Source organism: Fibrisoma limi BUZ 3, assembly GCF_000296815.2.
GTDB lineage: Bacteria > Bacteroidota > Bacteroidia > Cytophagales > Spirosomataceae > Fibrisoma > Fibrisoma limi.
Map to the genome: position 1 here is coordinate 540,461 of NZ_CAIT01000007.1, position 26,507 is coordinate 566,967.

Consider the following 26,507-nt stretch of genomic DNA (forward strand, 5'->3'; position numbering starts at 1 on the left):
GACGCACCTATTCTTATTTGGCGAACCAGAGTTTAAGTTTCATGTCGTTTTTGCCACCCTGCCGCGTTAGCGCTTCGGTAAAATTGGCATAGTTCAGCGACTCTTCGGAGCCGGGATAAGGCAAACGGGTTGGAAGAATGCCGCCGTTTGTGTTGATAACGGATGGAACCAGGGTCGGGATGCCCGTCCGGCGGTATTCGGTCCAGGCTTCAACGCCCTGACCAAACAGCGCAATCCATTTCTGCTCCATAATCTGGGTGTAGCCGTCGGTTCCAGTTTTCAGCGCGTTGGCCGTCAGATACGCCGGGGCTACCGTCAAGCCATACTGAGCGTGGGAAGCCCGGATGGCATCGGTATAATTGGTGGCGACGTCGCCAGCCGCCGTGATGCCTTTGTAGGCAAATTCAGCCTTGATAAACAGCAATTCCGCGTAGCTCATCAGCACGCCGGGGGCCGTAGCTGCTACAAAATAATTGCCCACTTTCGAGGTTTTGGACAAGCCCAGGGCGTTGGCATCGGAGGCCGCCAGGCCGTTCGGAACGCCTTTGTAGTCGCCCCCATCGGCAGGCAGGTTAGCGTAAATCGGTAGGCGGGTATCGTTGAGAGCCTTCAGTTTGTTGACCAGCGTCGCCCCTACCCGATGGTCGTCGCGCGTTTTCCGGTTTTCGTTGACCGGGTTGTTACTGGGTGCTGCCGACAGATAAACCAGTTGAATAATATCCGAATTGGACGCCAGCACGGGGTATTTGGCCGGGTCTTTCAGGATGCGCTCGATTTCTGTTTTTACGTTAATCGGCGCATCGGCTTTTCCAAGCATCCGGTTGAGAATGCGCAGGCTGAGCGAGTTGGCAAACTTACGCCATTTGGTCAGGTCGTTATTGAGCAGGATATCGCCCGCGATCGCCTTCGATTTGTCGGCTACGTCGATTAGTTCGCTGGCTGCTTTTAACTCCGCCACCAGCCCCGCGTATACATCTTTCTGAGCGTCGTATTTTGGCTGCAATACGCCCTCAACCCCCTGGACAGCCTGACTATATGGAATATCCCCGTAAATGTCTGTCAGCACCGAAAAGGCAAACGAGCGCATAATGATGGCTACGGCCTGGTAATTGACATTTCCGGTCTCCTTGCCAATTTTAAGAATCCGCTGGTAGTCGGCCATGGATTCGATGTAGAGGTTTTGCCAGCCGGTGTTGGCCACGTCGTTCGTAACGGTGTACTGGTCGATGTCGGTGTACTGAATCCGCGCCCAGTGCTGCGAAAACCCATTCCCGACATCCATGCCCAGCGACCCGCCCCAGTAGGCATTGACCGCTGTCTGAATGCCGTGCGGCATAAACAGATCCGCCGAAGCAGAGGTAGGGGTATTAGGGTTTGTGTTGATCTCGGCAAACTCACCCGTGCAGGCCGTCATGCCGAAGAATAAGCAGGCCAGCGCGGTTTTATATTGGAAGGAATAAACGATAGATTTCATGGTTCGATGTTGCTGAGGGAATTACAGATTGAAACTGATGTTGAAACCAACCGAACGGGTTGTCGGAATCTGACCGTTTTCGATCCCCTGTAAGTTACCGTCGTTGTAGAAACTGGTTTCCGGGTCGATATGCGGAATTTTGCTGTAGAGCAGTGCCAGGTTACGGCCCACCGCCGAAATGGTGATGTCGCGAAAGGGCAGGCGCGAGAATACCTTGCCCGGCAACCGGTACGTCATCCGCACCTCACGCAACTTCACGTAACTACCGTCAAAAATGGTTTCTTCGTTGTTGGTCAGGAGGTAGTATTTGTGGTGCCACTCTTCCGACGAGATATTTTTGGTGTTCGGCGTATAGACGGGATTTTCCGCCGTTCCGGTGTTGACCACCCCGTCGCCAACGATGCCCGTTTCGCGACCCCGTGTCGTTTCGGCCAGCACGCCCGTGTACCGACCAATGTTGATCGACTGGGAGAAAATATCCCCTCCGGCTTTCATATCAATCAAGGTGCTCAGCGACAGGTTTTTGTAGGTGAACGTATTCTGGAAGCCACCAATCCAGCGGGGGGTGAAGTTGCCCAGTATACGACGGGTTGGGTCGATGCGGGGGTAGCCACTGTTGTCGTAGATGATCTGGCCGGAAGGAGCCCGCATAAAGCCCTGCCCAAAGAACGTACCGTAGGGTTGCCCAATACGCGCTTCAATCCCCATGCCCCGTACGGTGCCCAGCGTGTAGGTTTGCAGGCCTTCGGCCAGTTCAATCACTTTATTCTGGTTACGCGCCCAGTTCAGGGCCACGTCCCACCCAAAAGCCGGGGTTTTCACCGGCGAACCTGTCAACTGAATTTCAATTCCCTTGTTCTGAATACGTCCTGCGTTCAGCCATTTCGACGAAAAGCCGGTTGCGTTCGATACGTTCACACTCAGAATCTGGTTGAACGATTCCTTGTTGTAGTACGCTACGTCCAGACCAACCCGGTTCCGCCAAAGTTTCACTTCGGCTCCTACTTCGTACGAATCCGTCAGTTCGGGCTTTAATGCAGCATTCAGGATCGCGTTACCCTCAGCCAGCGACGGCAATGACCCCCAGGCATCAGCATACGAATACGTTTGGAGCAGGTTGTAGGGATCGGTGTCGTTCCCCACGCGAGCTACGCTGGCGCGTATTTTGGCAAACGACAAGGTTGGTGAATTCAGATTAAACATATCGGTCAACACCGCACTCAAAGCCGCCGAGGGGTAGAAATACGAATTGTTGTTGATTGGCAACGTGCTCGACCAGTCGTTCCGGGCGGTTAGATCGAGGAACAGATAATTCCGATAACCGAGGTTGGCCGCAGCATATACACTGTTGATGACCTTTTTGGTATAACCGGTATTGTCCGTTACGGGCCGCTGCCGGGAGTTGCCGATGTTCCACACGCGTGGAATGGCCAGTTCAGTAGCGCCCGTGTAGTTCCGTTGGGTGTAGTTCATGCGCGAGTTGCCCCCAATGTTTGCCGCTACGTCGAAATCGCCGAATTTGTGGGTAGCGTTCAGCAGGAAATCGCTGTTAGTTTCCTGCACGAAAATCAGATCTTCGTTATAACTGTCGAACAGATTCGAGGTACGGGCTGCATTTTTGGTCTTGCGTCGATCCTGATAAAAATCCGTACCCGAACGGGCGGTCAGACTCAGCCACGGTGTGAACCGGTAAGTAGCCGATACGTTGCCGAACAGGCGGTCTTTTGTGTTTTCCCGCGCACTGACATTGAGCTGGTAATACGGATTTGTCCAGTAGTTATAGTTCCAGTTGTACTGGTAAATACTACCCGGAGCCTGATAATTTTTCAACTGCTCCATATCTACCTGCCGACCAAACCAGATGAAATAAAGCCCCCAGTTGGTCCGGTTGTCGCTGCCATCTTTCACGTAATTGGCCGTAGCCCGGACACTGAGTTTGTCGGTTAGGTTCCAGCCTGCATTAACGGCGAATGTTTTTCGTTTGTAATCGGTATTGGGCAGAATACCGGTCTGATTCAAGTCGGTAAATGACAGCCGGAAATCGCCTTTCTCACTGCCGCCGGTCACGGATACGTTGTTGGTCAGGGTGCGGCCTGTCTGATAAAACTGATCCACATTGTTGGGATGGGCAATCCAGGGCGTCGGCTGACGAACGCCATTGACCACGGGCGAATCGAACTGCTCAATCAGTCGACCGTCCAGTTTGGGACCCCAGCTTTCGTCGACCCCATCGTTGATGCCTCCGCCCCGACCATCGACATATTTGAACTGCCCTTTACCGCCCTGACCGTACTCATTTTGCCATTCAGGCTGGCGAAAAGGGGTATCGAAGGTTGTGTTAGAATTGACGGCAACACCGATCCCCTTCGAGCCTCTGCCACTTTTGAGCGTAACCAAAACGACGCCGTTGGCCCCGCGTGAGCCGTATAGAGCAGCCGCGCTAGGCCCTTTCAGCACGCTCACATTCTCAATATCGTCGGGGTTGATGGCAGCGGCTCCGTTCCCATAATCGACCGACGTACTAGAGCCGATATTACTGTTGTCGATTGGTACGCCATCAACCACAAACAGCGGCTGGTTATTACTGCCGATTGAACTGGCCCCCCGAATCAGAATACGCGATGAAGCGCCTGGTGCGCCGTTCGAGCCCGTAACCTGAACCCCGGCTATGCGCCCCGACAGGGCATTTACCAAATTCGTTTCGCGGGCCTGCGTTAGCTGTTTGCCACTAACTTCCTGAACAGCGTAGCCTAAGGCCTTTTTCTCGCGGGTAATACCTAACGCCGTAACAACTACTTCGCTCAAGTTTGAGGCATCTTCTTCTAATGAAAATTCAATAAATGACTTTGTACCAACGCCTACTTCTGCCGATTTAAAACCGATGTAGGATACGACCAAAACGGCATTACTCGGAGCGCTAAGAGTGAACTCGCCATTTGCGTTCGTTGTGCTCCCCCTGTCTGTGCCTTTAACCAATACGTTTGCACCGGGCAGGCCTGTGCCATCCGATCGGGATGTAATACGCCCCTTGATTGTTTTGTCCTGGGCAAAACTGACCACGCTAATCAGCAAACAGGCGATCAGACAGCATCTTGTAAAAAAATTTATCATTATGATTAAAGAGATTAACTTGTTACACAGCAGATGAATACTACAAAAAGACAATCCGTGAAGCTTAATAGATAATCAGCAGGCCGGATAAGATTATTTCCACACCCAAGCAGAACAAATATAATGTACCGTATATATTATATAAAATAAAATTCTATTAATAATTAAAAAATCAAAATTATTATTTGCAAAATATCCTACTTGCATATATAATATTTGATTACCATAATTATCTCATTGAATAATTCACTAATTGATAAACAGGAAAAACGATTGACCATGAGACTTGTACACGTTATCTCAATTGAATGGGTGAAGTGGAAACGCTGTTATTAACCTGAGAGTAGGACTTTGATATCGTATCTTGCCTTCACCATGGCAAGCTATGAATAAACTGAAAATGAGCCGAAAAGGATTATTCAGCTCATCCTCAGGGGCACGAATCTTACCGGGCTACAGGGGGCGTCCAGCCACTTACTGATTGATCACACCGGCGTCCCGGCTAAGCACTCACTGGCGGGATCGCTTTTTTTGGCCAGCGGCATATTGGTAGACCCCAACCGTCATGGAGTCAATCATCAACAAATCCAGATCCGGTTCCTGCAATGCTTCAAAGACGATCTGCCAAACCTCTGCTTTAGCCTAGTGTCAGCAGCGCCGGTAGACGGAATTCCAAGGCTCAAAGTGTTCGGGCAAGCTACGCCAAGGTGTTCCACTACGTGCTATCCAAAGTACTGCCGGTCCGCCGGTGCGGTTGATAAACAGGCGATTGTTAACTGCACTGCATCATACATCGGCTACCTTATTCACTGCTAGGAATAGCTAACTATTCACCATAGTATGTTTTGTCCGCAATTGATTTTCGCTGTATAAAGTACATTTTTGCCCTCGTAAGTTGAAGTCATTAGTAGGTATGCCTTATGCATAAGATTTATTCATTTCCCCAGCAATTCAGCCAAAATAGTCAATTACCTATCCGGATCGTTTCCCCTGATTTTGGTCATTTAGCTCTAAAGGACAGCGATAAGTATAAACTCCCCCACCGGTTACCCTACTACTTCTTTCTATTTATTCAGCAGGGGGCTACTCAATATGGCGTTGATGGGGAAACGCTTGCCCTCGGCCAGCATGAATTAGTCTTCTCGTTGCCGCATCAGATTCAACACATGCCGCTCAGCCTACAGGCAAATGAGTACTATAAATTAGGGTTTGATGACCAATGCCTGGCCCGATTGCCTAAGCAATACCCATTCCTACTCAATCCTCTTAATCAGCAAAAAATAAGATTTTCAGCCGCGACTGCCAGGAGACTGCAAGCGATATTTGAACTGCTACAGGGCTTATTAGCTGTTTTAGATACGGACCCTGAACTTATCCTGGCCCACCTGAATAGCCTTCTGACGGAAATCAATACGGCGTATTTTTCAGTTGATGCTAAACCAGCCGGCCAACAAATGACAAAATATGTCGCCTTCCAGGTGTTCGTTGAAAATAACCTGACGGAGCATCCAACCATCCGTCAAGCTGCTCATGAACTGGCCTTAAGTACGGATCGGTTGTATCAGCTGGTCAAGCATTATTCTGGCCTCTCACCTAAAGAGTTCATTAACCACCGACTGATTCTTGAGGCCAAGCGCCGATTGTACTACGGCGAACGGTCCTCCGTCAAGGAGTTAGCCTTCGAGTTAGGCTTTAGTGACCCTAGTTATTTTTCTCGTTTGTTCAAGAAGGTCACTGGGAAGACTGTAGCGGCTTTCTTTCAGGATTTGTCCGCCACTTAACGGTTTTTGTCCGACTCCATTGCCTGAATTCTCCAGAACTTTGTCTTAGTAAACGAACTACTAAAATGATGAGTAACCAACTGGAGAAAATATTGATTACCGGTGTGACCGGCCTTGTAGGGGAGCGCCTGCTCAGGCGTCTTGCTGATGCAGGTATGGGATGCCGCGCGCTGGTACGAGCCGGAAAGAGTGTTCCGGCCGGTGTGTCGGCTGTAGAAGGCGACCTATTAGATTCTACCTCCCTCAGCGAAGCCGTGCAGGATGTGTCAGCCATTATCCATCTGGCAGCGGTATTTCGCACACCAGACACGGATCTGATTTGGAAGAGCAATCTGGAAGGGACGCGCAACCTGATCGAGGCAGCAAAAGCCCATGCGCCTAACGCCCGTTTCATTCTGGCGAGTACGACCAACGTATACAACGCAACCAATCCGCATCCGGGTCGCGAAGATGACGAAGTTGCTCCCCATCAAGCCTACCCAGCCAGTAAGGTGGCGGCTGAGCAGGAGCTACGCGAAAGTGGGCTCAACTGGGTAGTGCTGCGATTTCCATTTGTCTATGGTGACGGGGATGGACATTTGAAATTGCTGCCCCGCTATGCGATTGCCGGTAAATGGCACCCCGCTATGCGAATGAGCACCATTCATCACCGCGACATCGCCACAGCAATGAACCTGGCCTTAGCTGGGGTGATGGATGGGCATATCGTCAATATCGCTGATGAAGCCCCTACATCGATTTACGAATTAGCCCAATTGGTTGGCGTACGACTGGAATCATCCTCCGAACCGCTTGTGAACCCCTGGTACCTGGTGAGTGACAGTTCACGGGCTCGCAGTCTGGGCTTCCAACCTGTGGTCAGGACAGTCTATCAGGCGATGCAGGAGCAAATTATGTGATGTAGGCATAGGAGAGGGTTTTAGAGAAAGAATACTATCCCGAGTAAATGCCTGACGGCTCTGTTCTTATCCCTTAGAACCCTCTTTTGATGTAATATATAAACTGGAGAATAGTGGGGAATAGCGTCTGAGGGGAGGCCCGCGTTGACAACGAAACCACTACTAGTCGGCTAGCACAACCCAACTTCGTTTTGGCTCTTTCGCCTAATGCGTTATATACTTATTTTTGAGTATGAAGTTACTTCTCAAAGCCATTCAGCACTATATTCCCCTTTCCTCACAGGATGAAGATATCATTACCGCTTTATTTCGTCAACAAAAATTCAGTAAAGGCGAACATCTGCTTCAGGCCGGTCAGGTCTGCAAAAACGTATTTTTTATTGAACAGGGGCTCGTCCGCTATTATGCTAATATCAACGGGGAGGAAAAAACAACCTACTTTAATAAAGAAGGCGAATTTGTTTGTGATTACGCCAGTTTTCTTCCCCAGCAGCCATCCCTGACGAACATTCAGGCTCTGGAAGCCTCTGTCGTTTATACCATCAGCCATGCCAACATGGATGTATTTTACGCGCAAGTAGAACATGGTGAACGATTTGGGCGGCTGGCCATTGGCGAGGTTTTTGTGACTGCTATCAATCAGATATACTCCCTGTATACTGACTCGCCCGAGCTACGGTACCAGACCTTTTACGATAAGTTTCCTGATATAGGTCAGCGCATCCCACAATATTACATCGCTTCTTATATAGGCATCATGCCCCAATCCCTGAGCCGTATTCGAAAAAGATTGACCCAAAAGCATTAATTAACTTGGGTGAACGACTGCCTGGTTTTTCATCGTGAGCTTTGTGGTCTCAATCGATCACAACATGAAAACAGAAAAGGCAATGGCCCAATGGGGCTGGCGGTCAGTATCTTATTGGATGGCCATGTTCATCGCGCTGGGAATTCTCTTCATCGGCGTTAGGTTTGTTCTATTTCCCCAGATTAGTCTGGAAGATTTCGGTATACAACCCTCAAACTATGCAGATATTACGTTGGGCCGCATAAAGGGAATACGTGATATGTTTTCGGGATTAGCCCTTTTGGCCTTATTGCTAGGCCGGATGAAAAAAGCAACTGCTTGTGTTTTTACCGCAGCGATCATCATCCCTGCTACAGACTGCTTGCTGGTCTACGGGCATAACGGTATGGACCTGCCACGAATGCTGGTCCATGGCTTTACCGCCATCTACATGGTCATAACCAGCTTTTTATTAATCAGCAATACTAATAAGACAACTGCCTGATGGATCCATTCACTATTCGACAATTGTTGCTAGTAATGCATCTTTCCGGCCTTGTACTCATGGCCGGCACTACGGTTACCGAGTTAGTGGTATTCCGCACGTTTATAAGCCTGTGGAATACGAAGGGTAACGCATCAGTCGGTCTTTTAAAACTCATGTCGGGTTTAGGCACGATATTACTAGCAGGCGGTGTATTGCTAGTCCTTTCCGGGATCGGACTGACCCTAATAACCGGAGGTGTTTTTTTGCACCAGCTATGGCTTCAAGTAAAACTGGGTCTGATCTTGCTGCTTCCACTGAATGGACTTCTGGTGGGCAGTCCACAGATGAAGACATTAAGAAACAGCCTGTTAGCTGAGGGGGCTGCCCTGAGTTTACCAATCAACCCTATAGTCACAAAATTGAATAGGTTCCACAGGGTTCAAACGTTGGTGTTCTTATCCATCATCATCCTGGCGGTCTTTAAATTTAATTAGCCCGCCAAAATCAACAATTCGCCCTTCCCTTAACTAGCGCGTCTAGCTTCTCTATTCAGCCTGCTTAATCTGTGAACAAGTAAGCGAATTAATATTTTGGTATGCTTAATAATTGAGTCGTAGGATATGATAACAGACTATTTTTAGCAGGCTGGAATCAAACAAGTGAGCTTCTGTGGGAAGTCAATTGCTTGATTCCAGCCTGGATGCATTGATGCATAGGATATTGGCCGCCACTAGAAGCCGTCAGGTACCCGAGAAATAAGTCGTTTTCAGGTACTCCCGCAGTGAAGTTGGCTTGCGGCCCAGTAGACGCTCGACCGTATCGTGCGTCCCGGCCAGCATGCCGTCTTTGGTGGCGGCACCCCACTGGGCTAAGAAGGTGGCGACCACTTCGGGGAAGCCGGCGGCTACTTTCTTGGCGACGTAGGGCGCCAACTCGCTGCTTTTGTAAGCGATGGGCCGGCCTGCTAATGCGGAGAATTCCTGAGCGATGTCGTGAAACGAATACGCTTCGCTCCCCGATAGGGTATACTCTTGGTTTTCATGCCCTTCGCTGGTCAGCAGGGCAGCCGTGGCGGCAGCCAGTTCGGTCCGCTTGACGAAAGCGATCTTACCTTCTCCCGCCGTGAAAAGTATCTCGGTGTCCGGCACCTCACTCCCAATCAGGTACCCAAGGCCTTCAAAGTAGTAGCCGTTTTTGAGAATGGTGTACGCCAGCCCTGACGCTTTGAGGTATGCTTCAGTGGCCAGGTCACTTTCTGTGACCTCTGGCATCACAAAATTTGTGCTGCGCTGGATGCTGGTGTAAAAAAGGTGCTTCACCCCGGCTTCCTTAGCAGCGTCGATCACGTTTTGGTGCTGACGCACCCTGTCGGTAAATGCCACGGCGGAAACCAGCAGCACCTTATCGATGCCCTGAAAGGCTTGCACCAGCGCGGGATAGTCAACGTAATCCGCTTGCCGGACGTCTACGCCCTGCTTGACGAGATCCGTGGCTTTGTGGACGTCGCGCACCAAGGCAGCTATTTTTGCGGCCGGGGTGCGCGTGAGCAAAAAGTCGATGGTTTGGTGGCCCAACCCACCGGTGGCTCCAGTTACTAGAATCATGTTAATCAGAAATAAAAATCCGCGTATATTTACTTGCAAATCGCAAGTTCAAAACTAAAACAAAACACTTGCATAAAGCAAGTAAAAGACAAATTGATTTTTATGAAAGAACTAAAACAGCGTTCTACTTGCCCCATTAGCACTTCACTCGACGTGCTAGGGGACAAATGGAGCCTTCTTGTTCTTCGGGATATGTTGTTCGCAGGGAAGTCTACCTATGGTCAATTCTTGCAGTCGGAGGAAAAAATTGCGACCAACATTCTAGCCGACCGCTTAGCGGCCCTAGAATCGCAAGGCATCGTATCCAAGTCCATTGCCACCGATAAGAAATCGAAGTTCACCTACCGCCTTACAGAAAAAGGCGTTGATATAGTCCCCATCCTTGTCGAGCTCATTCTATGGGGAGCCAGGCATTGCTCCACCATCGTCGACCCTGGCTTATTGGAGGAACTCCATGCCGGCAAAGAGGCAGCCGTTGAGAAGTATAAGCAGCTCGCCCGCGACAAGGCCCTAACGTAAAACAAGAGCCACAGATTATTAATAATCAGGTTGCCTCAAGCGGAGAATTTTACCAGCAAATCTGATGCTGTCCACCTTGTGGGGGAATTTTTATTCTGACCATTGATATTGCTGAAGAAGCCGGTAAGTGGTCGATTAACCTGGGCTGGTTAATTGGGCTTGTCTTCTACGTCACGCATCTGAACGGGCTGAACTTGATCAACCCCTTCGATGGCAACCCGACCAGCGTACTGCTCTATTCGATTGCACGCACCATTTAGCTTGACTTTAGCTTTTAAGAAGAAGCCCGCTGGGGCTTTGGTATGTAGATTTGGGTCGGGGCTTGTTTTCGTTCGTCACTCTATTGGCTAATGACCTTTGGCCCCAGGGATTACTACTGCGTCAGCAGAGCAGTTGGTATGAAAAGGCAGCCTACCTTTGTAGATGCCCTAGGCAGTGTACGGTCGTTGTTATGGGGCGAAATGATTTTTTACACATCGCCTTTGGAGAGTGAATATGTAAAAATCCCCCGCCAGCAGTTTCTGCTTTGGCAGAGTGCATTAGCGTGGGCAGCATAATACTAAAGTCAAGCTTAGAAGTACCAATTCCGCAGAGGTGCCGGTCGCCCCTGGACCGGCAGGCGCTTCACAACCGCGCTCGTCTGGTATGTAGTTCACGGACTTTATCTCGAGTCCGTTTCAGGCGCATCTTTACGGCGCTTTCGCTCAGCTTCAATTCCTCGCTGATCTCCTGCACGTTCTTGCCCTGCTCGTACTTCATGCTAAGTAAATTACGCTCAAACTGGGGCAAGTCGTCGACAAACTGCGACAGTTGCTGCAGCCGGGCATGCAGCGTTGACGAGTCGTCGCTATCGGCTACTTCATCGGCAAATTCAGATTCCAGGGGCATCGTGTTCAGTCGTTTGCCGGTTCGGATGTGGTCCATGCAGTAATTATATGAGATGGAATACAGCCAGGTTGAAAAAGCAGCCCGCTGCTGGAAGTTGTCAAGGCGGGTGAAAACCCGGACAAAAATATCCTGCGTAAGATCTTGTGCCGTTTCGTGATCCTTAAAAAAGGACATACACCGGTTATAGACTTTAGTTACATAACGCTCGTACAGAATATTGAAATAATCGCTTTGGTGCGTATCGACGTACAAGCGGACTAATTCTTCATCATTCAGTGGGGATTTCATAGCGAGAGACAGACAGATCAACTGAATGATTAGATTTGGAACGCGTTAAGCACAACCGGCCTAAGCAGAGTGAGTGACTGAACAAGATGATAAGAAGGGTACTTATTCTCAAGTGTGGCAATCAACATAGTTGATATATGATGGTTAGTTGTAAAGTGGTTATTTCAGGAACCAAAGTAATCGCATTAAGTAATTACACTCATTAACACGCTATTAAAATGTAACTACACTAAATGTATAGGCAAATATATTGTTACGTGTTTGCTTTACCCAAACTGCTTTGACAATTAATACCTAGGCAGGAGGCTTACGTACCGAAACGTCAACAACTAAACCATACTTGTTTAATTACCAGCTTAAAAAATTAGTAAATTGGCCATGTTTATTTACTACCCATCCGTTGACTCCCTACAGTATACCAGTAAAATTCATCAGAGTGATACTATTAATTACTAGGTTTGACCCACCCAAAAAGTATATTACATTTACTCAGCAGTAACTATTACTCAATAAACAAGCGTAATCGTGTCCATTTCTACTGCACCTGATGCGAAACGTGCAGAAGCCCGTATCGAGCTTCTCCCAACCCAACAGCCTTATCTGGATGTGCTTGATGCCTTGATGGAAGGAACACTTTCAGCTTTTCTGTATTGTGTGCCGATATTAGAAAATGGTGAGGTAACCGATTTTCAGTACATCTGGGGTAATCGCAAGGCACACGAACTGGTTAACCTGAATCCTGAACAGTTCCGACAGACGACCATGTTGCAGCTTTTCCCATATTTTCGGCAGACAGGTCTGTTTAATCGGTACATAACGGCCTGGCTGACGGGGGAGCCACAGCGGTTTGAACGGGAGCATATCATCGGAGATTCTGTCAAGTGGGTCGATGTATCGGTGGTGAAGCAGGGCGAGGGACTGGTCATTACGGCACTCGACATCACGGATTCCCGCCAGCTTCGGCATCAGTTGCATCAACAAGCTCAACTGTTGCACAACATTGTAGATAATTCGCCGGCTGGACTGGTCCTCTATGAACCCGTTCTGGATACGGCCGGAACCATCGTCGATTTTCAGTATGTAGTCACGAATGCGTCGAATGCCCGTACAACAGGGCGTAGCGTGGAGGAAATGGTTGGGAACCTGTTATCCGTCCTGTTTCCTGATATTTATGCGCAGGGCTTTTTTGACCAGTTGGTAGGTGTTCATCAGACCGGCCAATCGCAACGGGTCGAACGGCGCTTTCAGGGCGACCAACTGGATGTCTGGGTAGACGGCAGCCTGGTAAAAACCGATAAATACGTATTATTCACCTACCAGGATATCACGTTGCTCAAACAGCAGCAACTGGCGCTGGCTGACCAGGCGGCCTTACTACGGGAGAAAAACCAGGCGCTGAACCGCTCCAACGCCGATCTGGAACGATTCGCATCGGTTGCGTCGCACGACATGAAAGAGCCGCTACGCAAAATCAAAGCGTTCGGCGATATGCTGTACAATGAATACGGCGGAACACTGCCTACCGAAGCGCTGGACCTATTAAAACGAATGCAGACTGCCTCAGCCCGCCTGATGCAGCTAATTGACAGTTTGCTTGAATTTTCGCGGATTACGAACGACAGCGATGCGTTTAACCCGGTTGCCCTGCCCAACGTACTACATCAGGTTCTTCAAAATCTGGATGTATCGATCAGTGAACAGCAGGCTACCATAACCGTGGGCGATCTGCCGACTGTGCTGGGCAGTGCATTTCAACTGGAGCAGTTATTCCAGAATTTACTGGCCAACGCTATTAAGTTTCGTCGGCCGGATGCCGCTCCGATCATCCAGATTAACAGCCTTCGACTTCAGCCTGATCAGCTTCCGGAATCATGCACGTACCTCACCAGTACGGTTCCGCAGGCAGCGGGCTGGTGGCAAATTCAAGTCAGCGACAACGGCATTGGTTTCCAGCAACAGGATGCCGACCTCATTTTTCAGGCATTTCGCAAGCTTCATGGTCGCCGGCAGTACGAGGGTGCAGGGTTGGGCCTGGCCACGGTTCGCCAGGTTGCGCAGAATCACCGGGGCACGATAACAACCTGGAGCCAACCGGGTCAGGGTGCTACGTTCACTGTTTACCTGCCGTCCTTTGACGTAGCACCCTGACCCTATGGTTTACTTTTCCGCCAGTTGCAGTTCTGCCGATTTACCAGCAATGTCGTTACGTACTTTCGGTACTGTTTTGAGGTAATCATACACCGCAGCGATCTCTTTCTCCGATAGGGCCACCATCGGGCTCATAGGGTAGCGAAGAACTGAGCCGTCGGGCCGAACGCCATGCTTTACGGCCCGTATGAACTGCTCTTTCGTGTATTTTTTACCGATACCAGTCTCTTCGTCGAAGGTCAGGTTGGCCGACAGAATCGGTTTACCATCCAACCCATTGAATTTGCTACCTCCCCCAAAATACCCCTTTGTCCGTTCCGGATTCTGTTTGTCCAGATCCAGGTAGTCGGCCGAATGGCAACCGTAACAATCGGCAACGGCCGTAGCAATGTATTTCCCAACCGCTGCCGACTTAGTACTGTCGGGGAGTTCAATGGTCTGTTCCGGATAGTCGCCAGGCTTAATGATTGTCCACATCAGCATTTTTGCCACGAAGCTATACTCGGCCGGTGGCGCTTCTTTCCGGGAGGGCTGTACCGGGAACTGGTCAGAGCGCAGCCAGGCCACAACCGACTTAACATCTTCGTCGGCCATTAAGCCATACTGCGGCATGAAAGCCGTCGACCCATTGGGACGGATACCGGTGCGCAGGAAATAAATGATCTGGCCGTCGGTCCAGTTACCGATTCCCTTCTCTTTGTCCTGCGTGATGTTGCGGGAATATATATTGCCAAACATAGCCGGAATATCGTCCAGGTGCTTGCCCGTCAGCCGATTGTCGTTATCACCGTGGCAGGCAATACATTGTAGCTGGGCAATGGTTTCGCCCCGTTTAATCCGGGCCTCTGTCACTTCCACCTTGATGTCGGGTGCCACAGGGGGATCATACGTACGCGGTGGCGTCAGGGCAACGTAGGCGCAAAAGCCACCAATTAAAAGTAGGAGAACGAGCAACCCCTGCCCGAATCGTTTCAGGATTTTTTTAACCGTTTTCATGGAAAGCCATCACTAAAGTTGTTTACTGGCCCAAAATTGATGGCCGGGGGCTGCGTATCCAGCAGTTAGCCTGATGAAACGGAATTCCTGTCTAATGAGACGCGAAAAGCATGGACTCAAGCGATAAGCTTGTCACTAGCTCTGAAAGTAGCGAAAAAGCCAGCTCGTCGATTCATTTACTTTTTTGGCGTTTTATTTGTACTTTTCGCCTAACCCCTACCAACCTTCACACTACCTTATATGAGCCGCGCTGCCATCTCGTTTTTACTTTTCTGGCTAATCAGTCTCTCGGTCAGCGGCCAATGCGACGTATCGCAGGACTCTGCCGGGCGAATCATCACTACCTGCCAGGTTTACTCCACGTCACGGCCAAACGAAATCAAATCGTATCATAAGCAAACGGTCTATCTCGGCAGTGAATACTTCACGTATCCAATATGGCAACAGGGCACCGTCTGGCTAGACAATGCAGGCCAGCCCATTTCCTGCCAGATCGCTTACAGTTTAGTCGATCAGAAGGTATACTGCCGATTCAACGGAAGCTTGACAAGCCGCGTGGTTACTCCTGAATCGTTCAGCATTAATGGCTTGTTATTTACCCGACGACAACCCGGCTCGGTAGGCCGCGGCTATCTGGCGGTGTTGCGCAACGGCCAGACAAAGCTCCTGTTGAACCTACAGCGGCATTTGGTTACGGCAAGAATTACCGATGGTTATGCTAAAGGCGATGCGTTCGATGGCTCGTATCAAACTCGAAAAATCTATTACATCCAGAAAGGAGACGCTCAACCAGAGCCTATTGACCTGACACGGCCTTCGCTCCTGAATGCGCTTTACGATCAGGCCGAAAAACTAGCAGAACGATTTCCCGAAACCACCCTTACGACCGAAACCGTTGTGAACGCATTGGCCTATTACGACCAGCTCACGGCCGCAACCGGCCCCCTTAAACCAGCGTTGAGCATGGAGCCGGTATTTACACAGGCGCTACACAATCGTATTAAATACCCCAGCCGCGCCTGGAATGAAGGTGTATACGGTCGCGTGTACATCAGGTTTGAAATCACCAAACGCGGAGAAGCGATCAACATTACGTCGCTTAGTCCCGAGAACAACGAGTATGGCTTCGATCAGGCTGTTAAACAGGCATTACGTAAACTTTCTGTTTTAAAACCCGTCTACGCCGGAAAATACGTTCTGCCCGTTGCATTTACCTTCACCAATACGTTGGCATCGACCAGCGCCTGTTTGCCAACCCGTACGCTGTCACCCGATCAATTGGCGGACTGTACAATTCTGGAAGAGTTTACGGTCCCTATCGTTGTTACAAAAAAAGTCGGCACTTGTCGCGAAATCTGGGGCACTTCCAGGTAATCTGACGGCAAAAAATAACCCCACCGGAAGCTTCCTTCGATGGGGTTTGTTTGTTTAACAGGCTATGGGAAACGCTATTTCTTCAGCACCCGCTTTACGGTCTGCCGGTCGCCCTGTTTGACCTGGAGCAGGTACAGCCCCGCCGGTAACGAACCGATGGATAGTCTGTGCTGCGTGGTAGCGGTTGTCTGTTCGTTCAGCAGCGCTCCGTCAGGCCGAAGCAGCCGTAGCCGGGTACCTTTCACCGCACGCGGCAGTTGAACCGTCAGAGCATCGTCGGCCGGGTTGGGGAAAACGCTTACCTCATCGTCGAACGTCGGCTCGGTGGCCGTAACGAGATACGCAAGCTGATCCGATACGGCTGTACCGGTACATTCATTGGCCACCCGAACGGCGTAAATCCCCGGAAAGTTTTTAGGATCATATGTACGGCTCGTAGCCCCCGGAATGGGCCGGTCGTTGAGCAACCACTGGTACGCAAACGCAGCATCGACCGTAGTCAGTTTTGAGCTGTCAACTTTCACTACTGGTTTAGTCGGAATGGGGTTAGGCGTCAGTTTTATAGGAATGTCCGCGCTTTGCGTAGCCGGACTCGATGCGACGATGCGCATGCGGTAGTTATCGCTGGCCACCGTTCCGGTCGGCATCCGCAAATCGATCGGGCACCCGAAAAAGCCCTGATCCGTTGCCTGACCCGGCGACGCACAACCTGCCAACGGGGTAATAAGCGTGGTCGAATACACACCATCCGGCCCCGACACCTGAATGGTAAACTGATTTTTTTCTTCAAACGTATCGCTGATACGGTACCGAACCTGAATTAACCCGTTGACGCAGGTAGACGACACGACCGGCTCAGGCGTGATGTAGGGCGCTTCGTTCATGGGGCGGGTCCAGATGCCGTATAATGTAGAACCGTATAACTGGTTGTTCTCGGCCGCCAGCGGAAACATGCGCAGGTCTTCGGCCGCTACGTTCTCACGACTGGCCTGTAGCAGGGGTAAGCCGTTGTTGTACCGACGCCAGAAAGCGGCCTTGGTCGTTGATAGGCCAGCGCCTTTGAACGTACCGACAAAAATGCCCGCCGACGTAGGCAGGATTGACCGAACCGTCGATGACGTAATGCCTTTGTCAGCGCGCGTCCAGGTCTGTCCTTTATCCGTTGAGCGGTATAATGACTCGCTGTTTGTTCCTACGTAGAGTGTATCGCCCACGGCCGCCAGCGTCCAGACATCGGCGTTTTCGCGAATTCCTTTTACTCGCTCCCAGCTTGCTCCGTTGTTGGTAGACTGAAACATGCCGGCGGCTGAGTAGCCGACGTACAGGGTGTTTTTTACGTTGGAGATGAACGTCGGGCGATTATTGGTAGCCGTAGGTAGCCCATCGCGTGACAGCGCCCGCCAGACCCGGCCTCCATCCGTTGACCGATAGATACCATCGTTCAGCGTCGCGGCCAGTATGTCGTTGCCACTCACCCAGATCGACGTCAGAAACACCCCATCCGGAATAGCCAGGGGCTGGTTTACTTTCTGCCAGGTATCGCCATCGTCGGTAGAGCGGTACAGATCCCGATTAGTCAGGTACAGGGTGTTACCATCACGTTTCATGTCCTGAATCAGTTCGTCGTCGGTCATCTTGTACCGCACAATTTTCCAGGTTTTGCCGCCGTCCAGCGACCGGACTACGTTCTCGCCCGAAACGCACCAGAGTTTGTTTCCGCTGGTAACGAGCAGTTCCGTATCGGCCAGCAGTCCGGCGTTTGATTCGGTCCAGCTTTGGCCAGCGTTGTCCGTCCGGAACAGCCCTTCACTGTTCGTAGCCGCCAGCAAAGAGTTGCCGATGAACGTAAGGCCGGATATAGTTGCATCGGATGGAAAATTGTCCATCTGCGCCCAGGTAGTCCCCTTGTTGGTCGAGCGGTAAATACCGGTATCCGTTCCAATGTAGATGACCCCATTTTTCACTTTAATGACATACACAGACGTACCGAAGGGCAGACCGGTGTTTGACGCGGTCCAGGTAGTTCCCTGATCGAGTGAGCGAAAAAAGCCCTGGCCATACGAACCGGCCATGATCGCCCCTTCACCTTGCTCAAGCGCAAAGACATTCCCTTCCAGCGCGTTACGGCTGGCCGACGTAATCGGCGACCGTACCAATGCCCAGGTTTCGCCGTCGTCGATAGAGCGGTAAATTCCGAGTCCCGTACCGGCCAGAATAGCCCGGCTGCCCGGAATAGCCACCAGGGAGAAAATACCATCGCGGGTGTAGAGTCCATTGCTGACCTCGCGCCAGTTGGCCCCATCGTTTGACGAGCGAAAGACGCCCTCGGCCGTGGCGGCATACAGGTACTGACCGACGCGCAGAAAGCCATAGGCCCGGGGCTGACCACTGGTCCGCGTTACATCAAACCGACCGCTGGCCATCCAGGTTGCTCCGCCATTGGTTGACTTATACACGCCGGTTCCGCCCGTACCGACCAGAATCAGCGAATCCGTCACCAACGCAGCCGTAATGGGCGAATTGGGCAGGCCCTGGGTTGTAATCTGCCAGTTTTTACCCCCGTCGGTCGACCGGAAAAAACTACCGGTTGGGCCAGAGGCCAGAGTCACCTTCTCGTTCGATTCAAGGATCTCAATCGGCCCGCCATAAGGCCCCAGCGGCTTCCATTGGGCCAACAACCGGATTGGCAATAACAGTATAAAGAGGAAGTAGATAGTTGGACGTATCATAGCGGCACAATAATGCATGATTATGCGAAAGATACGGGTGCCGAACCGCCGGTTGAAATGTATTTACTAATAGGTACGCCCCGGCGAGCCAGCGGGCGGATTCAGCACCAGCCCCGCCCGCTAATCCAATTGCCGGAAAATTTCGCCAGCGCAGCTAGAGTTTCAGTAGTATCCCCCACAGTAAGTTAAAGCTAGTGGCAGGCCCTGTATATTTTTCAACAAACCTGAACGTCGTTTTATCACCTTTCGAAGGGGAAAGCCCCATATAACTACCATCGATTACAAGAGACTGCCGTGGGGCAGTTCCTATTTCAAGGCCAAGCCGGGCTTCATGCATGATAAGTTCTGCGAAATAAAGCCGGAGAAACGATGGAGCGACACTGGAACTGGAGTCAGAGGAGGCAGACTGGGCAGCGGCTACCATGAACGGGAAGGTGACCAGCACCGTACTGAGCAGGAAGAACTTTCTCATTTGTGTAAACGTAATTGGGTTTGAGTATGCCCAAAAGTAGGATTCAGGTTTCAGCCCGAAATTCAGAGTTTACGTTCGGCGGGTCTGGGGTTATATCCGGCAGGTAATGATGGCCTTTTCAAACAATCTGCCTCTTTTCAACTATTTTCGAGCATACCCACCCGTGGCTACGGCCAGTCGATCGTTCATTCACTATGGTACTATTCCGGCAGAGATTCTGGCTTCTGGCCTGTTCGTTTACGATCTGGTGTTCATCGTGCCTGCTGGCACAAGGGACCGAATCAAACCGACAGTCAGAGGGCTGGAAACTGGAGAAAGATAAAAACGGCATTCAGGTCTACGCCCGCCAATTGCCCGACAGCCGCCGAAAAGAAGTGAAGGTCCACTGCGAACTTACCGCTACGGTGTCGCAGTTGGTTGCGTACGTGTCGGGCATTGAGCATTACCGGGAAGTCATGTTCCGGGCTGTAGACGCCTACGTTATCCGGCGGGTCAGCGAACAGGAATTGTTTTATTACCATCAGACAGACCTGCCCTGGCCCGCGTCGGATCGGGATGTTGTGATGCACATGGTATTGAGCCAGGATAAGGCTACCGGCACCGTATCCATCAAAGCCGACAATGTGCCGGGTCTGGTTCCGGAAAAGAAAGGGGTAGTTCGGATACCACGCTGGCGATCACAATGGAAAATCCAACAAGTTGACACCAATCGGCTGCGGGTCGACTATTTCTTCGAGGTCGATCCGGGGGGCGATATTCCTGTTTGGCTGACCAACTCGCTGATTGCCACGGCACCCTATCAATCGTTTTCCGAAATTGAGAAACACGTGAAGCTGCCGTATTACCAGAACCGCACGTTCAGTTTCTTACAGCCGTAAGATGACCATCCTGCACGATCCTAAACTCATATCTGTTTCGTTTTAGTACGAAACGCAACGACAAACGGTCAGGGACGACGGGCGCTGAGGGCAGGCTGGCGGTACAGACTATCGGCCGTATTGAGCAGCAACTGCTCGACCAGGTCGTGGTGCGAACTTGTTATTACGTGCCCGGCGTCGGGCAGATAGATAAACCGGGCGTCGGTATTGGCCAGTACGCGCCGGGCGAAATCGAAGTTGCCGGGGTCAATAATCCAGTCCTTGCCGCCCTGCATCACCGTAACGGGCATGCAAAGCTGCGTCCAGCATGGCAGCAGTTGGCGCAGTTCAGCCGCGTGGCTGTACTTCTCGGCCGTTGCAATGTTCAATGATCGGGGCAAAAACACCTTTATGAACGGCATCCGCCCCCAGCCCGAAAACCAGAAGAACTTTTCCTTGTCGGGGTCAATAGCCGCCGAAACCAGATACAGATGACCAACCCGGTCGGGGTGCAGAGCGGCCAGCCGCGCGGCAATAGGTGCCCCGTATGATCGCCCCAGCACGACGGCTGGCTTTGTGGAGCAGTTCAGGCTGAGTGCCTGGCTGATACACAAAGCCTGCTGGTTAATAGACGTAACGGCCCGGCGCCTTTTCCGCGACTTACCGTATCCCGGCCGTTCAATGGATAGGATGTGGTAACGTTGCTGCAACAGGCTGTCGTCCAGCATCCGCAGATAACCGTACCAGGCTCCCGGCGCACCGTGAATCAGCAGCAGGGGCGGCAACGTATCAGCCCCGATGCTGGCGACGAACAACTTAGTACTATCGGTTTCGAGGGTATGAAACCGGGGCTTCACTGAACGGCCGGCGTAATGCGACCGGATGTCGCGCTCGGTCATCTGAAACCGCCGGAAACATCCCGACAGCAACAGGCAAAGCAGAATCAGGCAATAAATGGGTTTTATGTCGTTAATCCAGTTCACAGGTCGCGTATAGGGGCTATATTTTCCCGGTTTCGATTCAGGGAAGCAGTTCCAAGTTACGAATTCGCGGTCAGGGATGCACTTGAATTGGCAAATAATCGCTTGATGTGGGGTTTCTCGAACATAAAATAAAACACGTACATCAGGCCCTGATTGAGTAACGTCCCGAACAACCCCCACACCGAGCTGTAGTAAAGTGCGGCCCCGTAGGCATTAAACTGCCCGATGCCGTACATCGGATTGCTGAAATACCTGAACGGGCCACGTACCTCAAACGTACCGACAGCCCGACCCAGAAACATGTCTTTGTAATAATACACATCAATACCGACGATGTACGTTGCCCAAAGATTGATAACGGATGCACCGACCATGCCAACCAGCGCCAATCCCATTGCCCAGGGCTCCAGCCAAAGGGGGAGCAGCAGGCTATCAGCGGTATATTCGACCAGTAAGTTGAAACTGGTGCCCCGGTAGAAAAACAGAAACGCTGTCAGGTTTTCATAGTAACTGTATCCCCGTTTTTCGCCGTAGCGCTGGATGAGCCACGGTGCCAGTCCTCTCCGCCCGAACGACCCGAACAGCATGGCGTAACGGATCACGAACATGGCTACAAAAAAGATGATGACGGCGTCCAGCGTTACCCAATCTTTAAAAAACCAGAGGAACAGAATGTTTGCTGCGATCAGCGCCCAGAGTAACAGCCGCAGGGGGGTGATTCTATCAATTAGAATGCCGGAGATGGCGAGAATTAGGTAGATAAATTGTCCAATCCGTTTCCAGATCGACCGTTCTGACCATGAGGTTTCCGAAACCATGTACCTTCAGATTCAACAGCGAACGACAGTCGTACCCGACCAGCAATCATTCGGCCTGTTCGTTGATAAATTGATTCAACAAGGATCAAATCGTCTGCTGGCCGTTTCGTCAGGCAGTCAGTGCAGCCTCCAGTCGATTCATCGTTCAGGAGGTAACTGCCTGTTTCGTCCGCATGTTTATGTAAGCAACCAAACAACTTGCATTCTGATTATCAGGCCCTAAAACAAGCTTAATTGCCCGTGTTTTGATGCTGGCAAAGCGCCCTCATGCGTCAGTAACCACTGTTTTCGCCATAGCCCGCCCGCATAGCCCGTCAGGCTGCCATCAGAGCCGATGATCCGGTGGCACGGAACGACAATCCACAACGGATTCTTCCCATTGGCAGCCGCTACCGCCCGGATGGCCTTTTCATCGCCAATCCGGCGGGTCAGTGCCAGGTATGACAACGTAGTGCCGAACGGTACGTCCAGCAGGGCCTGCCAGACCTTTTGCTGAAACGCCGTACCGGCTGGATTGAGGGCAAAGTTGAAGGTCTGCCGCGTCCCGGCAAAATACTCTTCTAATTGCGTAACAGCCCCCTGCAATGGGTCAGGTACGTCGGGCATGGGGTCCGGGAACGTAACATCGACGCAGGAGATGGCTGCTACGCCCAAGTCATCACCGGTGATCCGGACCGGGCCAAGCGGACTGTTCATGTACGCCGTCAGCATCTTATTTCTCGCTGGTTAAGGGTTTTTCCGGTTGATTCATCAACTGCTTTCGAAAGAAGCCATCCAGTGCCTGGTACGTACGAACCCAGTTCTTGTGCAGCAGGAAACTATGCGCATCGTCCGGAAAGATCAGTACTTCTGTGGGCACGCCCTTGTCACGGAGTTTCTGCACCAGATCGACGGTTTCGGCGAAGGTGACGTTCCGATCGTCGTCGGCGTGGACGAACAGGCAGGGCGACCGCCAGAAATCGAGGTTGAACGCCGGTGATGATTCAAATGCGACCTTCGCTTCGGCCTCCCCGATGGCCCAGCCGCCACCGGGCGAGAAGTGATTGCCGCGCCAGGCCCAGTCGTGTACGCCATGAATATCTACCCCACAGGCAAATAGATCGGAGTTGCGGGCCAGCCCGAGGGCGGTCAGGTAGCCGCCGTATGACCCGCCCCATAGCCCAATTTTTAGTGGATTGACGTCAGACCGGCTCTGGAGGTATTTAGCCGCAGCCAGGATATCCTGATACTCCGAAGCGCCACGGGGTCCCTGTCGATCAGCCCGCCGAAACGCGCGACCGTAGCCAATACCCGCCCGGTAGTTCACCGACAGCACGACGTAGCCCTGACTGGCCAGATACTGATTGATGGCGTATGCGTTAGCGTAGTAACTGCCCCGGTAGTGCCAGCCGAGCAGCATCTGCCGCATGGGGCCACCGTGCATAAAAATCAGAGCCGGACGAGATATTTGGGTTGTGGAGCCGGGCAGAAAGAGCTGAGCGTGAACCTCCACCCCATCGGCCGCTTTAAAAATCACTTGTTTGGGCTCTGTCAGCGCCTGAGCCGGAAAACGCGGAGCGGCTTCGGTCGGGAAGAGCAGCGTCTCGCTAGTATCCCCCACCCTACGTTTTGCAATGCCGGTGGACCGATTCCAGGAAGCTGACCGGTAAAATAACTGATCGCCAACCACGACCGGGTCGGTTTCTATTCCCGTACCGGTGGTGAGCGGTTCTGGCTGTACGGCTTCGTTGCCAGTCAGCGCAACCCGCCAGATGTGCCGTCGGTCAATGTCATTGAGATTAGAGCTGTAGTACAGATAGCGGCCATCGGCCGGGACGAATGTCTCTTCGGCCTCGGCTGCCCCGGGCGTCAGATCCGTGAGCTTACCACCCGTCGGCGGCAGCGCATAGAGGTGCATCCAGCCCTCGTGTTCGGAGAAAAACAGTAATTTGTTTGTGGTTGTCCACCGCAGCGGCTCAGCGGGATAATCCTGGGCGAAACCGCCATCGTCGGCGGGCGAATGCCAAAGCTCCCGGCCCTCGCCCGTAGCTACATCAGCTACCCAGATGGCAAATGGGTGTCCGCCCTGTACGTTCTCCATTTCGCCGTGCTTCTTACCCGGCACCCGAATAAAGGCAACCTGCTTCCCGTCCGGCGACCATACCGGCGCTTGATCGCGGTCGACACCGGGCGCAATCCACGTAATGGCTTTTTGGCTCAGATCGTATACACCGATAAAGTTATGGTAGCCCCGAACGCTTGAAAACAGGACCCGCCCGCCATCCGGCGACCACCTGAAGTCCGTCTGAAAACCGCGGGCCGTAAAGAGCCGACTGGGCGTAGTAATTGGTTTGTCGGTCGACAGACCAGCCAGTTCCACCAGATGCACCTGACCACCCTGCGCGAACAACAGCCGTTTGCCGGTCGGTGAAAAGGCCGGATGATTACCGGGCGCTACCCGAATCGGCGCTCGGCTACCATCCGTGGGTACGAGGTAAACTGCCTGCTCGGCCCCGGCTGGATTACTCGTTGGATTTGGGCTTACCCCTTCGCCATTTTTGGCTCCACCCCGCACAAACGTCAGCCAGCGCCCATCGGCTGAGATATGCAGGTCGCTGATGTCCTGACCATCGTCGGTCTGGTAGTTCGTGAGTTTCGTTGTCTGACCCGACCGCCCATTATGTATGTATACGGATCGAACGCCCTCCTGTGTGCTGACCCAGCCTATCCGACCGGCCTGCGGTTCGGCTACCAGGCCCGTGCAGTACGGAGCAGATAGTACGTCTTCGATGGAGTAGCGACCGGGCAGGGAGTTCGACTGTGAAAACGCCAGACCGCCGAGACCGACGGTCAGCCAGCCAATAAAAAGTAATTTCATGTGTCGGAAGGATGAACTTTGTAGGTTGGACAAGTTACGGGTTTTAACGCAAAAAAGCCCGACCAATTCGGCCGGGCTCTGGATCTACAAGCTGATTTTAAAACCTAAGCAATCTGAAACGTCTCGCTTTCCAACTCAGTTAGATGTCAGTTTCAGGATTTTCCCACCACCGTGATTACAGAGGTATAATTCTTTGTTCTGATCCTCACCAAAAGCCGAGATCGTACCGGCGCGACTGATAATCTCCTGGTTGTTTGTCGCTTCGTTACCTTTGGGTGTTAGTGTCCAAACCCGCCCGCTGGCATAATCGGCATATACGTATTTGCCTTTCAGCGAGGGGTTTTGCTGCCCGCGATATACCATACCACCCGTCACCGATACGTCGCCGTTGCTGTGAGAGTACTGCCAGACAGGAGCAATGTAATCGGCAGGGGTGTTCTTACTGGTTGATTTAAAGTTCGATTTACCTTCCTTCACCCGCCAGCCGTAGTTGCCGCCTTTGGTGATGATGTCCACTTCCTCGATCTCATTCTGGCCAACGTCGCCCGCCCACAGCCGGCCTTCGTCGTCGAAGCTGATCCGCCAGGGATTACGCAGGCCATAGGCGTAAATTTCTTCAAGGAAACCGTCTTTATTGTCTTTAAAGGGATTGTCGGCCGGAATACCGTAGTTCCCTTTCTCCTTGCTGTTCACATCCACGCGGATCACCTTACCGAGCCAGTTCGTACGGTCCTGGCCGTTATCCTGCGGGTCTCCCCCACTTCCGCCATCGCCTGTGGTAACGTACAGATACCCATCCGGCCCGAACAGCACCTTACCGCCGTTATGGTTGGAATATGGCTGCCGGAACTTGAACAGCACCACCTCCGTAGCCGGATCAACGGTCGCAGCGCCTTTCGGAGCCTGAAACCGACTCACCACCGTTTCGCGGGGGTTGTCTTTTGTGTAATTGACGTAGAAATACCCGTTCTCGCTGAACTTTGGATGAAAGGCCAGACCGAGCAGGCCCATCTCACCACCATACGCCACCTTGTTCCGAATATCGAGGTATGTACCAGCCGACGACGTACTGGCGTTATTATCAAACACCCGGATACGGCCCGGCTGCTCGACCACAAACACGCGGTTTGAGCCGTCGTTGGCGTGGGTAAATTCCACCGGAGCATCAAATTTAAGTTTGGGGTACGCATCCACCACCCGTACAGCCGCCGGGGCTTCGGTAACGGACCTGGCCGGTGCGGACGTTTCCTTTTCGTTGTCTGAGCGACACGCCCAGGCAACCAGCCAGGAGAAGCCCGATGTGGCCGCCAGCGAAAAAAGTAAAGTTATCAGTGCTTTGCCTAACATGCCTGGTTTATATATTGAGCTGCTAAAGCGTAAACAAATTCAACGCCAGTTTGAGCGGACGAACTTTGCGGCCTACTTTTTGTTTCAA

22 protein-coding genes are annotated in these 26,507 nt (G+C 51.9%); 9 read left to right on the top strand and 13 right to left on the bottom strand.

Annotation, left to right across the window (positions count from 1 at the left end; all coding sequences use genetic code 11):
* Nucleotides 1-13: 13 nt before the first annotated feature.
* From BN8_RS18420 to BN8_RS33950, 3 genes are all read right to left on the bottom strand, one after another.
* Complete coding sequence (locus BN8_RS18420; RefSeq protein WP_009283435.1) at nt 14-1,474, bottom strand: SusD/RagB family nutrient-binding outer membrane lipoprotein; 1,461 nt, start codon at nt 1,472-1,474, stop codon at nt 14-16.
* A gap of 21 nt (nt 1,475-1,495) precedes the next feature.
* On the bottom strand, nt 1,496-4,585 hold the full coding sequence (locus tag BN8_RS18425; RefSeq protein WP_009283436.1) for a SusC/RagA family TonB-linked outer membrane protein: 3,090 nt from the start codon (nt 4,583-4,585) through the stop codon (nt 1,496-1,498).
* Between the two features lie 648 nt (nt 4,586-5,233).
* Nucleotides 5,234-5,350, bottom strand: coding sequence for a transposase (locus BN8_RS33950; RefSeq protein ID WP_083882525.1), 117 nt, complete (start codon nt 5,348-5,350; stop codon nt 5,234-5,236).
* Nucleotides 5,351-5,505: 155 nt separating this feature from the next.
* Between BN8_RS33950 and BN8_RS18430 the strand changes: the two genes are divergently transcribed.
* The 5 genes from BN8_RS18430 (at nt 5,506) to BN8_RS18450 (ending at nt 9,033) form a co-directional block, all read left to right on the top strand.
* Nucleotides 5,506-6,366 (top strand): AraC family transcriptional regulator, encoded by an 861-nt coding sequence (locus BN8_RS18430; RefSeq protein ID WP_009283438.1) that lies wholly within the window; start codon nt 5,506-5,508, stop codon nt 6,364-6,366.
* 68 nt (nt 6,367-6,434) lie between these two features.
* The gene (locus BN8_RS18435) at nt 6,435-7,265 is read left to right on the top strand and encodes an NAD-dependent epimerase/dehydratase family protein (protein WP_040006329.1); all 831 of its coding nucleotides are present in this window, start codon (nt 6,435-6,437) and stop codon (nt 7,263-7,265) included.
* A 232-nt stretch (nt 7,266-7,497) separates the two neighbouring features.
* Nucleotides 7,498-8,073: a Crp/Fnr family transcriptional regulator gene (locus BN8_RS18440; protein WP_009283440.1), complete on the top strand. Its 576-nt coding sequence runs from the start codon at nt 7,498-7,500 to the stop codon at nt 8,071-8,073.
* Between the two features lie 64 nt (nt 8,074-8,137).
* A complete protein-coding gene (locus tag BN8_RS18445) occupies nt 8,138-8,557 on the top strand; it encodes a DUF4267 domain-containing protein (protein WP_009283441.1) in 420 nt (139 codons plus the stop codon).
* Nucleotides 8,557-9,033 (top strand): DUF2214 family protein, encoded by a 477-nt coding sequence (locus BN8_RS18450; protein WP_040006242.1) that lies wholly within the window; start codon nt 8,557-8,559, stop codon nt 9,031-9,033. The genes BN8_RS18445 and BN8_RS18450 overlap by 1 nt, the downstream gene beginning before the upstream one ends.
* Before the next feature lie 246 nt (nt 9,034-9,279).
* Here the strand turns inward: BN8_RS18450 and BN8_RS18455 are convergent, their stop codons facing one another.
* Nucleotides 9,280-10,143 (bottom strand): SDR family oxidoreductase, encoded by an 864-nt coding sequence (locus BN8_RS18455; RefSeq protein ID WP_009283442.1) that lies wholly within the window; start codon nt 10,141-10,143, stop codon nt 9,280-9,282.
* A gap of 102 nt (nt 10,144-10,245) precedes the next feature.
* Here BN8_RS18455 and BN8_RS18460 point away from each other — a divergent pair, with 102 nt between their 5' ends.
* On the top strand, nt 10,246-10,662 hold the full coding sequence (locus BN8_RS18460) for a winged helix-turn-helix transcriptional regulator (RefSeq protein WP_009283443.1): 417 nt from the start codon (nt 10,246-10,248) through the stop codon (nt 10,660-10,662).
* 624 nt (nt 10,663-11,286) lie between these two features.
* On the opposite strand, the gene BN8_RS18465 is transcribed toward BN8_RS18460, so the two are convergent.
* Nucleotides 11,287-11,838 carry an RNA polymerase sigma factor gene (locus tag BN8_RS18465; protein WP_009283444.1) on the bottom strand — a complete coding sequence of 184 codons (552 nt, stop codon included), beginning with the start codon at nt 11,836-11,838 and terminating at the stop codon, nt 11,287-11,289.
* Nucleotides 11,839-12,363: 525 nt separating this feature from the next.
* Here BN8_RS18465 and BN8_RS18470 point away from each other — a divergent pair.
* Nucleotides 12,364-13,986: a sensor histidine kinase gene (locus BN8_RS18470; protein ID WP_009283445.1), complete on the top strand. Its 1,623-nt coding sequence runs from the start codon at nt 12,364-12,366 to the stop codon at nt 13,984-13,986.
* A 9-nt stretch (nt 13,987-13,995) separates the two neighbouring features.
* On the opposite strand, the gene BN8_RS18475 is transcribed toward BN8_RS18470, so the two are convergent.
* On the bottom strand, nt 13,996-14,982 hold the full coding sequence (locus BN8_RS18475) for a c-type cytochrome (protein ID WP_009283446.1): 987 nt from the start codon (nt 14,980-14,982) through the stop codon (nt 13,996-13,998).
* Between the two features lie 240 nt (nt 14,983-15,222).
* On the opposite strand from BN8_RS18475, the gene BN8_RS18480 reads away from it, so the two are divergent.
* Nucleotides 15,223-16,356 (top strand): TonB family protein, encoded by a 1,134-nt coding sequence (locus BN8_RS18480; RefSeq protein ID WP_009283447.1) that lies wholly within the window; start codon nt 15,223-15,225, stop codon nt 16,354-16,356.
* Nucleotides 16,357-16,430: 74 nt separating this feature from the next.
* On the opposite strand, the gene BN8_RS18485 is transcribed toward BN8_RS18480, so the two are convergent.
* Together BN8_RS18485 and BN8_RS18490 are read right to left on the bottom strand one after the other, a co-directional pair.
* Nucleotides 16,431-19,085 (bottom strand): DUF6242 domain-containing protein, encoded by a 2,655-nt coding sequence (locus tag BN8_RS18485; RefSeq protein WP_192579075.1) that lies wholly within the window; start codon nt 19,083-19,085, stop codon nt 16,431-16,433.
* Nucleotides 19,086-19,239: 154 nt separating this feature from the next.
* Nucleotides 19,240-19,557 carry a hypothetical protein gene (locus BN8_RS18490; protein ID WP_040006244.1) on the bottom strand — a complete coding sequence of 106 codons (318 nt, stop codon included), beginning with the start codon at nt 19,555-19,557 and terminating at the stop codon, nt 19,240-19,242.
* Between the two features lie 194 nt (nt 19,558-19,751).
* On the opposite strand from BN8_RS18490, the gene BN8_RS18495 reads away from it, so the two are divergent.
* On the top strand, nt 19,752-20,435 hold the full coding sequence (locus BN8_RS18495; RefSeq protein ID WP_009283449.1) for an START domain-containing protein: 684 nt from the start codon (nt 19,752-19,754) through the stop codon (nt 20,433-20,435).
* 68 nt (nt 20,436-20,503) lie between these two features.
* Here BN8_RS18495 and BN8_RS18500 read toward each other — a convergent pair whose 3' ends face one another.
* The 5 genes from BN8_RS18500 to BN8_RS18525 all read right to left on the bottom strand — a co-directional run bounded on the left by BN8_RS18500 (nt 20,504) and on the right by BN8_RS18525 (nt 26,419).
* Nucleotides 20,504-21,397, bottom strand: a complete 894-nt coding sequence (locus BN8_RS18500) for an alpha/beta fold hydrolase (RefSeq protein WP_229368133.1) — start codon at nt 21,395-21,397, stop codon at nt 20,504-20,506.
* Between the two features lie 56 nt (nt 21,398-21,453).
* The gene (locus BN8_RS18505; RefSeq protein WP_009283451.1) at nt 21,454-22,215 is read right to left on the bottom strand and encodes a methyltransferase; all 762 of its coding nucleotides are present in this window, start codon (nt 22,213-22,215) and stop codon (nt 21,454-21,456) included.
* Nucleotides 22,216-22,434: 219 nt separating this feature from the next.
* The gene (locus BN8_RS18515) at nt 22,435-22,926 is read right to left on the bottom strand and encodes a methylated-DNA--[protein]-cysteine S-methyltransferase (protein WP_009283452.1); all 492 of its coding nucleotides are present in this window, start codon (nt 22,924-22,926) and stop codon (nt 22,435-22,437) included.
* 1 nt (nt 22,927) lies between these two features.
* Nucleotides 22,928-25,072 carry a S9 family peptidase gene (locus BN8_RS18520; protein WP_009283453.1) on the bottom strand — a complete coding sequence of 715 codons (2,145 nt, stop codon included), beginning with the start codon at nt 25,070-25,072 and terminating at the stop codon, nt 22,928-22,930.
* A 135-nt stretch (nt 25,073-25,207) separates the two neighbouring features.
* On the bottom strand, nt 25,208-26,419 hold the full coding sequence (locus tag BN8_RS18525) for a PQQ-dependent sugar dehydrogenase (protein WP_009283454.1): 1,212 nt from the start codon (nt 26,417-26,419) through the stop codon (nt 25,208-25,210).
* Nucleotides 26,420-26,507: the final 88 nt, after the last annotated feature.

Coding starts and splice junctions, on each gene's coding strand:
- BN8_RS18420 (WP_009283435.1), bottom strand. CDS start 1,474: ATGAAATCTATCGTTTATTCCTTCCAATATAAAACCGCGCTGGCCTGC.
- BN8_RS18425 (WP_009283436.1), bottom strand. CDS start 4,585: ATGATAAATTTTTTTACAAGATGCTGTCTGATCGCCTGTTTGCTGATT.
- BN8_RS18430 (WP_009283438.1), top strand. CDS start 5,506: ATGCATAAGATTTATTCATTTCCCCAGCAATTCAGCCAAAATAGTCAA.
- BN8_RS18435 (WP_040006329.1), top strand. CDS start 6,435: ATGAGTAACCAACTGGAGAAAATATTGATTACCGGTGTGACCGGCCTT.
- BN8_RS18440 (WP_009283440.1), top strand. CDS start 7,498: ATGAAGTTACTTCTCAAAGCCATTCAGCACTATATTCCCCTTTCCTCA.
- BN8_RS18445 (WP_009283441.1), top strand. CDS start 8,138: ATGAAAACAGAAAAGGCAATGGCCCAATGGGGCTGGCGGTCAGTATCT.
- BN8_RS18450 (WP_040006242.1), top strand. CDS start 8,557: ATGGATCCATTCACTATTCGACAATTGTTGCTAGTAATGCATCTTTCC.
- BN8_RS18455 (WP_009283442.1), bottom strand. CDS start 10,143: ATGATTCTAGTAACTGGAGCCACCGGTGGGTTGGGCCACCAAACCATC.
- BN8_RS18460 (WP_009283443.1), top strand. CDS start 10,246: ATGAAAGAACTAAAACAGCGTTCTACTTGCCCCATTAGCACTTCACTC.
- BN8_RS18465 (WP_009283444.1), bottom strand. CDS start 11,838: ATGAAATCCCCACTGAATGATGAAGAATTAGTCCGCTTGTACGTCGAT.
- BN8_RS18475 (WP_009283446.1), bottom strand. CDS start 14,982: ATGAAAACGGTTAAAAAAATCCTGAAACGATTCGGGCAGGGGTTGCTC.
- BN8_RS18480 (WP_009283447.1), top strand. CDS start 15,223: ATGAGCCGCGCTGCCATCTCGTTTTTACTTTTCTGGCTAATCAGTCTC.
- BN8_RS18485 (WP_192579075.1), bottom strand. CDS start 19,085: ATGATACGTCCAACTATCTACTTCCTCTTTATACTGTTATTGCCAATC.
- BN8_RS18490 (WP_040006244.1), bottom strand. CDS start 19,557: ATGAGAAAGTTCTTCCTGCTCAGTACGGTGCTGGTCACCTTCCCGTTC.
- BN8_RS18495 (WP_009283449.1), top strand. CDS start 19,752: ATGGTACTATTCCGGCAGAGATTCTGGCTTCTGGCCTGTTCGTTTACG.
- BN8_RS18505 (WP_009283451.1), bottom strand. CDS start 22,215: ATGGTTTCGGAAACCTCATGGTCAGAACGGTCGATCTGGAAACGGATT.
- BN8_RS18515 (WP_009283452.1), bottom strand. CDS start 22,926: ATGCTGACGGCGTACATGAACAGTCCGCTTGGCCCGGTCCGGATCACC.
- BN8_RS18520 (WP_009283453.1), bottom strand. CDS start 25,072: ATGAAATTACTTTTTATTGGCTGGCTGACCGTCGGTCTCGGCGGTCTG.
- BN8_RS18525 (WP_009283454.1), bottom strand. CDS start 26,419: ATGTTAGGCAAAGCACTGATAACTTTACTTTTTTCGCTGGCGGCCACA.